Source organism: Moritella viscosa, from assembly GCF_900120065.1.
Taxonomy (GTDB): domain Bacteria; phylum Pseudomonadota; class Gammaproteobacteria; order Enterobacterales; family Moritellaceae; genus Moritella; species Moritella viscosa.
This window is the reverse complement of the sequence record NZ_FPLG01000005.1, coordinates 109,597-124,666: the sequence shown is the minus strand read 5'-3', so window position 1 is coordinate 124,666 and position 15,070 is coordinate 109,597. Positions and strand designations below refer to the sequence as shown.

The 15,070-nt window shown below is 40.6% G+C and carries 14 protein-coding genes; 8 read left to right on the top strand and 6 right to left on the bottom strand.

The features are described from left to right. Positions 1 to 445 precede the first annotated feature (445 nt). Positions 446 to 1,474, top strand: coding sequence for an NAD(P)H-dependent flavin oxidoreductase (locus BT797_RS01115; protein ID WP_045108954.1), 1,029 nt, complete (start codon positions 446 to 448; stop codon positions 1,472 to 1,474). Between the two features lie 62 nt (positions 1,475 to 1,536). Here the strand turns inward: BT797_RS01115 and BT797_RS01110 are convergent, their stop codons facing one another. Both BT797_RS01110 and BT797_RS01105 read right to left on the bottom strand, forming a co-directional pair. Then, complete coding sequence (locus tag BT797_RS01110) at positions 1,537 to 2,229, bottom strand: general secretion pathway protein GspB (RefSeq protein ID WP_045108953.1); 693 nt, start codon at positions 2,227 to 2,229, stop codon at positions 1,537 to 1,539. Continuing rightward, positions 2,226 to 3,881 (bottom strand): ExeA family protein, encoded by a 1,656-nt coding sequence (locus BT797_RS01105; RefSeq protein WP_075470907.1) that lies wholly within the window; start codon positions 3,879 to 3,881, stop codon positions 2,226 to 2,228. Before BT797_RS01105 ends, BT797_RS01110 begins: the two co-directional genes overlap by 4 nt. Before the next feature lie 252 nt (positions 3,882 to 4,133). Between BT797_RS01105 and BT797_RS01100 the strand changes: the two genes are divergently transcribed. Beyond that, positions 4,134 to 5,303 (top strand): multifunctional CCA addition/repair protein, encoded by a 1,170-nt coding sequence (locus tag BT797_RS01100; RefSeq protein ID WP_075470905.1) that lies wholly within the window; start codon positions 4,134 to 4,136, stop codon positions 5,301 to 5,303. 106 nt (positions 5,304 to 5,409) lie between these two features. Here BT797_RS01100 and BT797_RS01095 read toward each other — a convergent pair whose 3' ends face one another. The 3 genes from BT797_RS01095 to folB all read right to left on the bottom strand — a co-directional run bounded on the left by BT797_RS01095 (position 5,410) and on the right by folB (position 7,234). Further along, positions 5,410 to 6,264: an undecaprenyl-diphosphate phosphatase gene (locus BT797_RS01095; RefSeq protein WP_045108950.1), complete on the bottom strand. Its 855-nt coding sequence runs from the start codon at positions 6,262 to 6,264 to the stop codon at positions 5,410 to 5,412. Between the two features lie 110 nt (positions 6,265 to 6,374). Further along, positions 6,375 to 6,866, bottom strand: a complete 492-nt coding sequence (gene folK, locus BT797_RS01090; RefSeq protein WP_045108949.1) for a 2-amino-4-hydroxy-6-hydroxymethyldihydropteridine diphosphokinase — start codon at positions 6,864 to 6,866, stop codon at positions 6,375 to 6,377. Further along, positions 6,866 to 7,234, bottom strand: a complete 369-nt coding sequence (gene folB, locus BT797_RS01085) for a dihydroneopterin aldolase (RefSeq protein WP_045108948.1) — start codon at positions 7,232 to 7,234, stop codon at positions 6,866 to 6,868. The genes folK and folB overlap by 1 nt, the downstream gene beginning before the upstream one ends. A 189-nt stretch (positions 7,235 to 7,423) precedes the next feature. Here folB and plsY point away from each other — a divergent pair, with 189 nt between their 5' ends. The 6 genes from plsY to BT797_RS01055 all read left to right on the top strand — a co-directional run bounded on the left by plsY (position 7,424) and on the right by BT797_RS01055 (position 14,258). Then, complete coding sequence (plsY, locus tag BT797_RS01080; protein ID WP_045108947.1) at positions 7,424 to 8,023, top strand: glycerol-3-phosphate 1-O-acyltransferase PlsY; 600 nt, start codon at positions 7,424 to 7,426, stop codon at positions 8,021 to 8,023. Between the two features lie 319 nt (positions 8,024 to 8,342). After that, positions 8,343 to 9,935 carry a bifunctional phosphoribosylaminoimidazolecarboxamide formyltransferase/IMP cyclohydrolase gene (gene purH / locus BT797_RS01075; protein ID WP_045108946.1) on the top strand — a complete coding sequence of 531 codons (1,593 nt, stop codon included), beginning with the start codon at positions 8,343 to 8,345 and terminating at the stop codon, positions 9,933 to 9,935. 150 nt (positions 9,936 to 10,085) lie between these two features. Next, positions 10,086 to 11,375: a phosphoribosylamine--glycine ligase gene (purD, locus tag BT797_RS01070; RefSeq protein ID WP_045108945.1), complete on the top strand. Its 1,290-nt coding sequence runs from the start codon at positions 10,086 to 10,088 to the stop codon at positions 11,373 to 11,375. 441 nt (positions 11,376 to 11,816) lie between these two features. Then, positions 11,817 to 12,920: a DUF3500 domain-containing protein gene (locus tag BT797_RS01065; RefSeq protein WP_052678235.1), complete on the top strand. Its 1,104-nt coding sequence runs from the start codon at positions 11,817 to 11,819 to the stop codon at positions 12,918 to 12,920. 29 nt (positions 12,921 to 12,949) lie between these two features. Next, positions 12,950 to 13,567 (top strand): DsbA family oxidoreductase, encoded by a 618-nt coding sequence (locus BT797_RS01060; protein WP_052678234.1) that lies wholly within the window; start codon positions 12,950 to 12,952, stop codon positions 13,565 to 13,567. An 85-nt stretch (positions 13,568 to 13,652) separates the two neighbouring features. Next, positions 13,653 to 14,258 carry a HupE/UreJ family protein gene (locus BT797_RS01055; RefSeq protein ID WP_075470904.1) on the top strand — a complete coding sequence of 202 codons (606 nt, stop codon included), beginning with the start codon at positions 13,653 to 13,655 and terminating at the stop codon, positions 14,256 to 14,258. A 106-nt stretch (positions 14,259 to 14,364) separates the two neighbouring features. On the opposite strand, the gene BT797_RS01050 is transcribed toward BT797_RS01055, so the two are convergent. Beyond that, positions 14,365 to 14,964 carry a DUF4136 domain-containing protein gene (locus BT797_RS01050; protein ID WP_075470902.1) on the bottom strand — a complete coding sequence of 200 codons (600 nt, stop codon included), beginning with the start codon at positions 14,962 to 14,964 and terminating at the stop codon, positions 14,365 to 14,367. Between the last annotated feature and the right edge of the window lie 106 nt (positions 14,965 to 15,070).

The following is a 15,070-nucleotide window of genomic DNA, read 5'->3' as shown; positions in this document are numbered from 1 at the left end:
CTTTGGTCTTCTTCCTGAAGATGTTCCTGCTCCGTCCTTGTGCTTATAAATATACGTCATTAACCCTGAGCAACAAGCGCGTAAATTCAATTAAATTACATACATTTACAAGAAATAAAACAAAATAACAAGCAAGTTACTGATATGTATAGTTATTATTGATTTTCACGAGTGTAAGACTAGGTCTAATACTGAGATAAACGCAGTGACGTAACGACTATATCCCGACATCCACATAGTCGATGTCTTACACATGGGGATCTGTCTATCCAGCAGATAATATTGTGAATATAAAATACACAGAATATACCCAAACTAAAGTTGCGATAGTTAAAATTTATCAATAAATAATTTTGTTAAAAACATACATACCATTAACATCTGTATGTATTAGTGCATTTATGCTAGTTTATTTCCAACCTTTTTGCATCTTTGGGATAAAGTGATGAAAACACGGATTACAGAATTATTAGGGATTGAGCATCCCATCGTCTTACCTGGTATGAGTTGGATATCAAAACCAGAACTTGTTGCGGCCGTTTCCAATGCTGGAGGTTTAGGTATTTTAGCAACAGGACCATTGAGCCAAGAAGAAACCCGCGCAGCAATCAAAAAGATCCGTGAACTTACTGACAAACCATTCGGTATTGGCGCTACCTTACTTATGCCAGGGGCGAAAGAAAATGCCAAAATAGGTATTGAAGAACAAGTACCCGTGATTAACTTCTCACTTGGTAAAGGTGATTGGATCGTCGAACAGGTCCATGCTTATGGTGGTAAAGTCATTGCCACGGTCGTTAATGAGAAACATGCGAAGTCTGCACAATCGATTGGTGCTGATGCCTTGATGGTAACAGGCCATGAAGCTGCCGCACACGGTGGCGATGTCACCTCACTAGTATTGGTACCCGCGATTGCCAGCGCCGTGGATATTCCCGTTATCGCGACGGGCGGTTTTGCTGATGGTCGAGGTTTAATTGCCGCTATTTCACTTGGTGCTGAAGGGGTTGCAATGGGCTCCCGTTTTGCCACCAGCCAAGAAAGTGCTTTGCATAATGACGTTAAACAAATCATTACTAGCAAATCAGAGAACGATACTATCTATTCGAAAAACTTTGATGGTCTCTATGCCCGCGTTTTAAAAACGCCAGCTTCTATTAAAGCAACCAAAAAACCAATGCATTTTGCCTTAGCCTTATTTAAATCGGTAAAGGCCGCTAAAATGGTCGACTTACCGTTTTGGAAATTAGTCGCAGGCGTCTTTGTGCAATTCGATAAAATTAAGCAATTGTCATATTTCGGTGCAGCAACTGAAAAACTAGAAGCCGCCACCATTAATGGTGATTTAACTACTGGTGTGCAATTTATTGGTCAATCGCAAGGATTGATTAATGATGTACCAAGTGTCGCTATTATCGTAGAGCGTATTATGACAGAGGCAGATCATGTGATTAATAAATTAGCGAAACAGTAAGATGATGAGCAAGGATGTAGTTAACGACGTCCTTGCTCATTTAGACTATCCGCGCAATGAAATTATGCAGACCAATCAGATAAAGCTTGGAGACTAAAGCTCTGCGCACCAACGCGCATAATCACTTCATTTTGTAATATCTCTAAAATCTCAACATCATCACTTAACCAACTTCCTTCACGTAAGTCTCGGTTATTAAGACGCACGCTACGATTTTGTGGTTGCGACGAATACACATGCGAACTATAGCTGATATCAGGGATTTGCGCACGCAAGTGTGCGGGTAAGTCCTTAATAGGGACGGCATTGTAGCTCTCAGCTATCACTTTAACAGGAATGCTATCAGTATCACTTGTCGCCGTTAACGCCCGATTAAATTTAGCGAGTAGTTCGGCAGACACCTGCTCATTAGCTAATTCATCATTCATCGTTAATAACTCAGAAGCTTGAGCCTCTTTCACTATAGGCTTGCTACTCGGTACAATCACAGCAGGTACATTATCTGGTGAATACGAAGGTAATACAGGTGTTTCCGGAATACTCACCACGGATAATGGATGCTCGAACTCAATATCAGGTAACTTTAGAATAGTCAGCGGATCGGTTTGTTCAACGCCCGCTAAAACAGGCCTTGTTACATTTATATTATGACGAGCATTGTCGTTTGCAAATAAGGCTGGACTCCATAATACACTCACCGCTAAGCTTGCACTAAAACTGCATAGACTTAAGATTTTACCAACTGCAAGGCTCATTTTTTCTCCAGTATATGTGTCGCCACATTCAATTTTGGCACAGTGCTGTCAGCATAATGGACAACTGTCATCATAGTTTGAGGACCAACAATACCATCAGCGGTTAAACCCGCCTGTTGTTGAAAACGTATCACCTTTTTCATTAATATCGCATCAAACCTCGTACCTGATAAGGCTTCTTCACCAAGCGCGGCACTCACGTTACGATCTAACCAGCGTATTAGTGTACCTTTATCATTTTGTTTTAAGCTATTTTTAAAACGACTTGGTGCTGTCCAAAATAATGTGAAATCACCACTCCAATATTTTTCAAACCAAGCTTGGCTCACCAATAAATGGCTGTTGTTTAATTGTAACTCCACACCTAACGACGTAATACTCAACAAGGTTGCGTAATAATCTTCACCGAGGTTATCCAGTAAACGGACCACAGCAGGTAAGTTATATTGTACTAATTGTGCATAATTACCCTGTCGCTGCAGACAACGTAATTTCGCATATTGCGCATTACGACAAGTCGCATCGTTCAATGCAATATCATAGCCCCACTCTTTATATAAAAACTGAGTAGCTGCACTGCTTTGTCGTGCAGAATTAATATTCGCTAATAACGCCTTGTCAGATATGACCTCACTCATAACAGGAGGTACTTCATCTATGACAAGTTTATTTACCTCAATCTTGTCTGGAGTGTCATTGACTACCGCTACTTCTGCAGTTGACGCTTTATCTATTAGGCGATCAAATAACCCCAGCTGAAAACCAGCCAAACCAAAACCTATTAATACCATACCTAGCGCACCCGCAAATAAGCTTACTTTGCTAGACTTGGATTTGATTGTCCCAGTAACAACGACCGCATTAACGGCTTCTTGCACATGTTGTGGGGTAATTTTATTGGCATTTTCTTTAAACGCATAATACAAGGCTTTATCACACACCAAATTAACTAAACGCGGGATACCTAAAGTATGTTGGTAAATACACTTTAATACTTTGGTGTTAAATAAACCTGGATTACCGGATGCAATACTTAGACGATACGCCACGTAACTGGTTAATTCAGATTCAGTTAAAGGCAATAAATGATAACGAGCGGTAATACGTTGCGCGAGTTGGCGTAATTCAGGCTGTTTTAGTTTTTGCTGTAACTCGGGTTGGCCAATTAATACTATGTGTAATAGCTTTTTATGGTCAACATCGAGGTTGGTTAACAAACGTAATTGTTCCAGTGCTTTAGTGGATAATAATTGTGCTTCATCAATCATAACCACGCAGGATTTATGTTGCTGACAATTACTGAGTAGATAATGATGTAATAAATCAAAGAGTACTTTTAAACTCAGTCCATTATTATCATAGTCGAGCTTGAATTGATCACAGAGCGTCGCGAGTAACTCCAGCTCACTTATTGCAGGATTATGAATATAACCCAAGATCGTGTCATTCGTTAAGCCCTCAGCTAGTGCACGTGAAACTGTGGTTTTACCGGTTCCTACTTCACCGGTTAACATGACAAAACCACCTGCACCTTGTAATCCATAAGTCAGGTGTGTCAGTGCCTCTTTATGCCTATCGCTCATAAAAAAGAAACGAGGATCGGGAGCAATAGAGAAAGGCATTTCTTTTAAATGAAAAAACTCAGTATACATCTATGATTATCATCCTATGGTTGATGCTTCACGTTAATAGCTAGACAACAAAATGTCAAAAATAGGCGATAAAAATACTACTTTATTCATAAAATAAGTTGTAGTGCTCATTAACCATCAACTGAAACTGAGTTACCGCAAGTAAATTTCCACAATTGACAGCAAAGATCGAATTTATTATTCGGTAAGGTATACTTAAAAAGTACCGTGTAATTATCTTAAAACTATCATTAAAGTAACAGGGGTTGTTTAGTGCAAATATATTTAGTCGGCGGAGCCGTTCGTGACAAATTATTATCTCTACCGGTAAAAGATAAAGATTTTGTTGTTGTTGGTGCAACCCCCGCAGAAATGCTCGAACAAGGCTATCAGCAAGTCGGTAAAGATTTCCCTGTATTCCTACACCCGAGCAGTAAGCAAGAATATGCACTGGCACGAACCGAACGAAAAAGTGGTTCTGGTTATACAGGTTTTACCTGCTATGCAGCACCCGATGTGACCCTTGAGCAAGATCTTGTGCGCCGAGATCTGACCATTAATGCTATGGTTGAAGACATGAACGGTCAAATCATCGACCCACTTAATGCCAGAGCAGATCTAAATAATCGCATACTGCGTCATATCTCAGAGAGCTTCAGTGAAGATCCATTACGCGTCCTACGCGTGGCCCGTTTTGCCGCACGCTTTCACCATCTTGGCTTTACTATCGCTAATGAAACACTGACGTTAATGCAGGGCATGACACAGGTAGGTGATCTTGCTGAATTAACCCCCGAGCGCGTATGGCAAGAAGTTGAAAAGACATTATCAGCAGCGAATCCAGAAATATTTTTCCACGTGTTAAATGAAATTGGCGCATTAGCAGTTATCTTACCCGAACTCGATGCCCTCTTTGAGCGAATGGTAAATACACATCGCGAAGGTGACAATGGGACTAAAACTGTCGGCCAGCAAGCCTTAATTCAGCTACAGAAAACGGCATTACTTTCGGCTGATTTAGCCATTCGCTTTGCTGCATTGATGCAGCAACTTGATAATTCTCAAGTCAGTATTAAAGCACTGGCCAAGCGCTGTAAAGTGCCCAACGAACACCGAGATTTAGCGTTGCTGGTTAGCGCGCAACAAGAAAACATTCACAGCGCTCTAACCTTAGAGCCTACTGATATTATCAGCCTTTTCGATAATACCGATGCATGGCGTAAACCTGAACGTTTTCAGCAAATATTGTTAACCTGCTCAAGCAGCCAAGTCTGTAAATTACCCGATGAATATCAACCGACCCAATACCTGACACAAATGCTTAATACGGCTTGTGATATTGCAGTACAACCGATCATTGCTGCAGGGTTCCGTGGTGCGGAAATCAAACAACAATTAACAACACAACGTATTGCAGCATTAGCCACATTACGATCTCAATAAGTAATTGTCATAAATGATGATTAACATGCAAAATCAAAAAAGGCTGCTACCTCACTGGTAACAGCCTTTTCTCTCTCGTCTTTAGTACCAATACTAATCGAGTGAATTAAAGCCCTTGAGTATAGATTAAATAGAACAGACCAGCGCCTAACAGTAGGCGGTAGATAACAAACGGGAACATGCCTAATTTTTCTAGCACTTTCAAAAATACATGAATACAGGCAATAGCACTAAAGAAAGAAACTACAACGCCTAAGCCCATCGCAAACCAATCAACAGCGCGTACTGTCGTCATGATTTCACCCGCTTGCAGGGTTTCAACGACATCACCATGCAGTACTAATTTCAGTGTTAAATAACCACCCGCCATTGCAATAATCGGAATCGACATTAAGAATGAAAAGCGTGCTGCAGCACTACGGCTAAGCCCTAACATCAAACCCGCCGTAATCGTCACACCCGAGCGAGACGTCCCAGGAACTAACGCTAGCATTTGCGCAAAACCAATGATTAATGCCCCTTTCCAACCAGTCTTATACTCATCTTTAATTTGCGTGGCATTGGCATCAGCCCACCATAACAGCAAGCCAAAGATAATCGTAGTCGTGGCAATCACCGTGGTACTACGCAAGTATAACTCAATTAAATCTTTGCCAAAGAAGCCAAATAACGCAGCCGGAATGGTCGCTAATAGTATGCACCATGCTAGTTGACTGTCTTTCGTGTGTTCTTGTTTAAACAGAGAACGAACCCAAGCCACAGCCATGGTGCCAACTTCGTCACGGAAATAAATAAGTACCGCTAATAATGTACCTATATGTACAGCAACATCAAAAGCAAGACCTTGATCCTCCCAGCCCAGTAGCTGTGACGGCAAAATAAGGTGAGCAGAGCTTGATACGGGTAAAAATTCAGTTAGTCCCTGAATCAATGCCAGAACGATCACTTCCAAAGTACTCATTCATATTTCCTTTATTGTAATAGTTAAAAATAAATCAGTTTAATGAACAAGGTTAATACTATAAATTATTCGTATTAACCTTTTTCATTATAATTTTTAAACCAGCTCAGCTATTTCGGCCATTGCCACTTAGCGAGCATGAGGACCTGTGTTGATTTGTCAAAATCACGCCATAACTCAGCCATTGAAATACCAGACACCGGATGACATAAATCCGGAGCTAGTTCAGCGAGAGGCCATAATACAAAAGCATGATAAAGAATTTCAGAACGAGGTAAAATAGGCATTTCAGACTGGATGATATTGTCGAATAACAATAAATCCAAATCTAAGGTTCGGGGTGCATAACGACGATCAGTCGCTTTACGTCCATGTGTTATTTCAAGATCTTTTAAGCACTGCATTAATTCGTTAAGCGATAACGATGTGGTAAACTCCACCACCAAATTGTAGTAGTTATCACCTGTGCAATTAACAGCAGCACTTTCGAAAATTGGTGAAATACGGCAGCCATCAAACATCTTATCAAGATCACGCAGCGCATTCGCGACATGATACTCTTTATCAATGTTACTACCAATGCCGATATACACGAGAGCCATTACGCAAACGTTCCATCACGCTGACCACGTTCAATATATACACCAACCGTTGCCGCATTTGCGACAGCACCAGGTTTACTCAGTTTGAGGCTAATCCAAGGTATACCAAATGTTGTCATTAATAGTTCAGCAACTTGCTCAGCCATTGTTTCAACCAACTCAAAAATATTGCTTTGTGCAAAGTCAGTCACTAATTTAGATACAGCGGAATAATCCAATGCTTTGGTAATATCATCAGTCAGTGCTGAAGGGCGATTATCATGTGCCATTTTCAAATCAAATACTAACCGTTGAATGATCTTCTTTTCCCAATCATATACACCGATCGTGGTAAAAACTTCCAATTTTTCAATAAATACAATGTCCATGAACTCGTCCGTAGTAAACTTGATAGAGGTCGGATACCCTAGCGAATAGAAAACGCGTATGATAGGTTTCTCAATTTTTAGTTATATCTAAGATAAACTACGTAATTGTAAGCCTTATTACAGCACGTAATTTATTAATGGATATAATAATGCAATAATACAGCAAACCTAGAGAAGAATTAATCAGTAATGACCCTATTGAGCTTAATCTTTATCATTTTCGCCTATCTGCTAGGTTCGATTTCTTCAGCTATCCTAATTTGTCAGCTGTTTCGCTTACCTGATCCACGAAAATACGGTTCACTAAACCCAGGTGCAACCAATGTATTGCGTTCAGGAAACAAATTCGCCGCAGGCTTAGTACTCTTTTTTGACATGTTAAAAGGCGCACTACCGGTCTGGGTCGCTTGGTATTTAAACCTCACGCCATTTTCTCTAGGACTCATAGCAATCGCAGCTTGCCTTGGCCATATCTATCCAATTTTCTTTAAATTTCAAGGTGGTAAAGGGGTTGCAACTGCGTTTGGCGCGCTGCTGACTATCGGTCTTGATTTAGGCGCCTCAATTGTATTAAGCTGGGGGTTATCTTTGGTCGTGACTGGCTATTCCTCAATGGCAGCTATTTTTACAGCTCTCTTTGCGCCAATTTACACCCTTATTTTTAAAGCCCAATATACCCTACCCGTTGCCATGTTATCTTGCCTTATTATTTGGCGTCACTACGACAATATTATACGTCTGCTTCGAGGTGAAGAAGATAAGATCTGGCACAAAAAGAAAAAACGTTAAAATAACAATGTAATAACGAACGTCTATAACAGGTACATAATTCGTTAATATACCTTGATTATACTTGCGTAGTTAAATTCAAAGCATAAACATGCTGTTCGTGAATTTTTTATGAAAAAATAGACACAATTAATTAATTTTCAGTTAGAATGCCCCCCATCTGCGGTACGTTATATATCTAAAACACTTTAACAAGCAAATTGCTTCGTAAAGTTAGTAGGTATAGAAGGAACATAGTGCAGGATGTTTCCGTAAAAGGCCCAGCCGACCTTTTCCGAAAACATCCTTCTATAAAAATGTACTTTGAGGTAATCGTAAAATGGACAACGCTCGACCTATTCGCCGTGCACTTATCAGTGTGTCTGATAAAACTGGTATTGTAGAATTTTCTCGCAGCCTAGTAGAACAAGGTGTCGAATTACTATCTACTGGCGGGACAGCTAAATTATTAGCTGAAAATGACATACCAGTAATAGAAGTTTCTGACTATACAGGTCATCCAGAAATGATGGATGGTCGTGTTAAAACGCTCCATCCAAAAGTACATGGAGGCATTCTTGGCCGTCGTGACATTGATGTTGAAGTCATGTCAGAACACGGTATCAATCCAATTGATATTGTTGTTGTTAACCTTTACCCATTTGCCAACACTGTTGCCAATCCAAATTGCAGCCTAGCTGACGCCGTTGAGAATATCGACATCGGTGGTCCAACAATGGTTCGCTCTGCAGCTAAAAACCACAAAGACGTAACAATTGTCGTTAACGCTAGCGATTATGACCGCGTATTAAATGAAATGTCTGCAAACAATACCTCACTGACTCATAAAACCCGTTTCGACCTTGCTATTGCAGCATTTGAGCACACAGCGGCTTATGATGGCATGATCGCAAACTACTTTGGTACTATGGTTCCAAGTTATGGCGACAACACGGAAGGTGATAAAGAATCTAAATTCCCACGCACATTCAACAGCCAGTTCATCAAAAAACAAGATATGCGTTACGGTGAAAACAGCCACCAAGACGCCGCATTCTATGTTGAAAAAAATACCACTGAAGCATCTGTTGCAACAGCAACACAGCTACAAGGTAAAGCATTATCTTATAACAACATCGCAGATACTGACGCAGCACTCGAATGTGTGAAAGAATTCGATGCACCGGCATGTGTGATTGTAAAACACGCAAACCCATGTGGTGTTGCTATTGGTGACGATATCTTAAGTGCTTACGACAGTGCATTTAAAACAGATCCGACATCAGCATTCGGTGGCATCATTGCTTTCAACCGTGAACTTGACGCAGTCACTGCACAAGCAATCGTTGACCGTCAATTTACGGAAGTAATCATTGCTCCATCAGTCAGTGCTGAAGCAAGCGTTATTGTTGCAAGTAAGAAAAACGTACGTTTACTTGAATGTGGTGAATGGACAACTAAAAACGGTGAGTTCGATATTAAACGTGTTAACGGCGGAATTTTAGTACAAGATCGCGACCGTGGCATGGTTAGACTAGACGACTTAACGGTTGTATCTGAACGTCAACCAACAGAACAAGAACTGACTGACCTACTATTCTGCTGGAAAGTAGCTAAATTTGTTAAATCAAATGCAATTGTTTACGCAAAAGATGGCGTAACAGTTGGTGTAGGTGCAGGTCAAATGAGCCGCGTTTACAGTGCGAAAGTTGCTGGTATTAAAGCCGCTGACGAAGGTCTTGTGGTTGAAGGTTCAGTAATGGCATCAGATGCATTCTTCCCATTCCGTGACGGCATTGATGCTGCAGCGGCTGCGGGTATTACATGTGTAATCCAACCAGGTGGTTCAATCCGCGATAATGAGATTATCGATGCGGCTAACGAACACGGTATGACAATGATCTTCACAGGTATGCGTCACTTCCGTCACTAAGCCTGTAGGAAAAGCACATTAGTTAAAAATACAGTCAGAGTAATGACACACACAACTCTGACTGTACTGCTCTCATTCAATTATAAATCTTGCTAAGTATCGCAGAGTACCCCCAAGATTAGCGCATAAAGTAAAAGGAATAACATCATTATGAACGTATTAATTATTGGTGGCGGTGGTCGTGAACACGCCCTAGGTTGGAAAGCGGCTCAGTCTAAAAATGTTGAAACTGTATTTATCGCACCTGGTAATATTGGTTCTTCGCTAGAAAACAAATGTAAGAATGTACCTATCCAAGTGGAAGATATTCCAGCATTGGTTGCATTCGCACAAGAAAACAAAATTGAGCTAACGATTGTTGGCCCTGAAGTACCATTAGTACTTGGTGTTGTTGATGCCTTCCAAGCTGAAGGTTTGGCTATCTTTGGTCCAACACAAGGGGCTGCACAGCTAGAAGGCTCAAAAGCATTTTCAAAAGACTTCTTTGCACGTCACAAAATTCCAACAGCGGCATACCAAAACTTCACAGAGATCGCGCCTGCAAAAGCGTATGTAAGTGAAATGGGTTGCCCAATTGTAATTAAAGCTGATGGCCTAGCGGCAGGTAAAGGCGTAATTATCGCTGAAACTGAAGTACAAGCATTTGCCGCAATTGACGATATGCTTGAAGGTAACAAGTTTGGCGATGCCGGTGCACGTGTTGTTATCGAAGAATTTTTAGTCGGTGAAGAAGCAAGCTTTATTGTCATGGTTGATGGCGAGAATATTCTGGCGCTAGCAACAAGCCAAGATCATAAAGCACGTGACAATGGTGATAAAGGTCCAAACACAGGTGGTATGGGAGCTTACTCACCTGCACCAGTGGTAACACAAGCTGTGCATGACTTTGCAATGAATGAAGTAATTCGCCCGACGGTTGATGGCATGAAAGCGGAAGGTAATACTTACACTGGTTTCCTCTATGCAGGCCTAATGATTGCACCAGATGGCACCGCGAAAGTATTAGAATATAACTGTCGTTTTGGTGATCCAGAAACGCAACCTATCATGATGCGTTTAAAATCAGATCTAGTCGAACTTTGTCTTGCTGCTGTTGCAGGAAAACTAGACACAGTGACAGCGGATTATGACGAACGTGCAGCTGTTGGTGTAGTAATTGCAGCTGGCGGTTACCCTGCTGATTACGCAAAAGGCGACATCATTACGGGCCTACCAAAAACGGACTCAACTGAAAGCAAAGTGTTCCATGCTGGCACAGCACTGCAAGGTGACAGCATTGTGACTAACGGTGGTCGTGTACTTTGTGCAACGGCACTGGGTAACACAGTGACTGAAGCACAAGAAAATGCATATAAGCTAGCGGCACAAATCAAGTGGGAAGGTGCTTTCTACCGAACCGATATTGGCTACCGTGCGATCGCGCGTGAAAAACAAAAATAAATATTATCAGGCAGACTCTGCTTACGCTACCTGAATGATTAATTATAAACCGATTCATAGCAGTCCCCCTGCTATGAATCGATTTTTACCACTTTTTTAAGCTGCTTGAATTACAAGCTATATCTAAAAACCTACCGACTTATTACTTACCTATTTACTTACCTATTTACTTACCTATTTACTTACCTATTTACTTACCTACTTACTTTCTTACCTTCTATTGTTCATATTATCCGAATAATAATTTTACATTTAGCTCAATTATCAAAACTAGATGAAGGAATATAATAACCCTGTCTATAAGAAATTGGAGGCTAGATATAAAAATAGCTAAAAACGGATCCAATAAAATATCCATATAGTCGATATGAAATTATAACAATGGAAGGTAAAACTATGGTACCAAGTGAAGAAACAGTAAGAGCTAGGATAGCGTTAAGAATGAGTAGCGCAGCAGATTTATTTATATCTTCTCTTCGCCCGAATCAATTATCCACTGCAGCATGGAGTTTTCCTTCGGATACTGAACGCACACTGTGGTTCTATACACCCAGTAATCATGGTGGCTTAACACTTGGTGAAATGAATGTTCGCCAGCAAGCGCTAGCTTTCAAGCTCTTGGCAACCGGACTTTCAGAAGCTGGCTATGCCACAGTTACAGCTATTATTGGACTTGAAAATATTCTAGATCGAATTGAAGGACATGGTCTTAGCGATAAGCATGGACGCTTTAGAGATCCTAATCGTTATTACCTCCGTATTTTTGGTGATCCAAATGGTATGAATTGGGGTTGGCGTTTTGGTGGCCACCATATTTCCATTAACAATACTATTGTTAATGGACAATTGTCATCAGGAACACCTAGTTTCTTAGGCGCAGATCCGGCAACAGTACCATTGTTAGGAGCACATATGTTGCGACCTTTGGGGTCATTACAAGATACAGCATTTGACCTCCTAACTAGTTTTACTGATCAGCAGCAATCCCATGTAGTGATATCTTCCATCCCACCGATAGATATAGTAGGAGGAAATAGAAGCTCAATTGATGTGGGACATCATCCTATCGAACCAAGACGGCTGGCCGATGTTTGGCGACAACAATTTCACGGGCCACAGCGAGATCATTTTGAGCGAGTTCAAGATTTACTCGAACGACAGATCGGTCTCACTCACCAACATCGTAAAGCAGTCAGTTTTTCTGAAAAGCCCAAAGGATTAGCGGCTGCCGATATGAATAAACATCAAAGAGACATTCTTACTGAACTCATCAATCTTTATGTTGGACGCTTACCTGATGAAATTGCAGAGCTGGAATTAAGAAAGGTCACAGGTGATAAATTTGATGGATTACACTTTGCTTGGGCGGGTGAGACTAATCGTGGAGAGCCAAATTATTACCGAATTCAGGGGGAGGGTCTCGTTATCGAATTTGACAACACCCAACGTAACGCTAACCATATTCACAGTGTCTGGCGTGACCCCAAAGGTGATTTTAGCACTGACTTACTAGCGCAACACTACGCCAAAACTCATCATCATTAAAAATAATAAATGGTCGTAAGGACTTATGCATGAATACTATTGATGTTTACTTAGATTTTACCTGCCCATACTCTTATATTGCGCATCATCGCATCGCTGAAGCTATCCGATTGAATACAACGGTTTCCGCACATCTGCAATACCGCGCTTTCCAATTAAACCCATCCTTACCAATAGCAGGTATTCCACGTGCAACGTACAGAAAAAACAAATTTGGTTCAATCGAAGAATCACGCCGACGCGACTCGATCGTAGTTGATATAGCAAGCAATGAAGGTATAAATATTAATTTTGATAATATTTCAATCACACCAAACACACGAGCAGCCCATCGAGCAATCAAGATATCCGAAGATCAAGGTAAAAATACATCAGATCTGTATGACAAAGTTTTTTCAGCCTATTTTATCCAAGGCCTTGATATTGGAGATACCCAAGTACTCATAAATCTGGCTTCAGAATTGGATATTATTCTTACGAAAGAACAACTTAATAAAAACGGTACATATATTGACAAAATTATTGATAAAGATATTTCAGATGCTCATTCGGTAGGATTAACCGGGGTTCCCTATGCCGTAATCAAAAATGGGACACATATCAGCATTACAGCGGCTGTATATGCGTTAAGAAATCATGGGTTGTAACAAAATATTGTTAACACTCAAGCCCGAAAATGAGTATCAGCATTAAAATTACATATTCAACTAAACAATAATAAGGACATCATCTATGAAATTTTTACGTTTACTAACGCTCTCAACTTTATTTGCCGCTCCTATGGCCTTCGCCCATTCAGGACACATGCCGCACAGCTCAATTGTTGACGGCATATTACACCCACTAACAGGGTTTGATCATTTAATCATGATGTTTTCTCTTGGTATATTGATTAGCCGAGTTACCAGTTCTTTAGTGGCTAACAATCCAGCCACAAATAAAAGTTCACCAATAAAAATTAAATTCAGCTTATTTATGGCTGCACTTATCAGTTTGGTCATTGGCTTAATCGTAGGTAGCGTTACTGTTGCAGTAACCGGTATTGAGCTAATAATTGCCGCCTCAACCTTTGTCGTGGCTCTGGGGATTTGGAATAGCTTTAACCGTCACGAATCTTTTACAACACTCCTATTGATGATATCAATTGGTTTAGTATTTTTCCACGGATTTGCTCATGGTATTGAAGCCACTGGAAGCTTATCTGGCTTCGGTGTAGGCATGTTAATCTCAGCTCTTGCAATTATGTTTGTTGGTGAACGAGTTTCGCATTTAATCGTGAGTAAATGGCTTGGTGCAGGTATTGCTGCATCCAATGTTGCACTGATGATAGTATCGTAGTCATTCTATATAAAAATGAGCAGCCACTGGTTGCTCATTTTTATTTGTTCAAGCCTATTTATGTCTACAATACCAAGTAACGTATTGCGATGACCGCTTAGCTAGATTACTTTCCTGCTTTAGGTGGGTATTTACTTAATATATTTTTCACCACCTCTGCAACTAACTTATCCATTTCAGCCGCATCTGTCGATTCAGGTAGACGTTTACTCCCTATACCTCGCCAAATTAACTCTAAGCTTGTTGGATCAATCACATCGATAACGAGACTACCTTGCTGGTATTCATCAACACGGGTTTCTGTGTGCGCACTCAGTGACATACCTCGGTGTCCATAACCGATACCCCAACCCCAACTTGGGCCATAGCCGGAATAATTATTATAAGTACGAATATTGGTTTTCTTTTCTGAGGTAATGCTGTAATTCACATAAAAATCAGGCGCTGTCGAAAATGAAAAACCTTGTACAACAAGCTGCTTGTCAATCGCTTTAGTGATGCGCACATCCATAATCCGATTATTCAGATAAGCATTTTCTTTTTCAGCTTTTGCCGATTCAGGTAACCAATTAAACCCTTTTAATGCGGTAAAATCTGCACTTTGATCATAATCAGTACTCACCTTCACGGTTGAACACGCGGTTAAAGCTAAGCTAAACAACGCAACCAAATAACCTTTTTTATTAAACAACTGCCTTTTTTTCATCACTCCTCCTAGTCATTAATGACTGCCTGTGGAAAGGAAACTGTATGTTTCATCCTAGAATAGATTGACCGTAATAGTAATAAAAAAGGCAACTTAATCGTCGCCT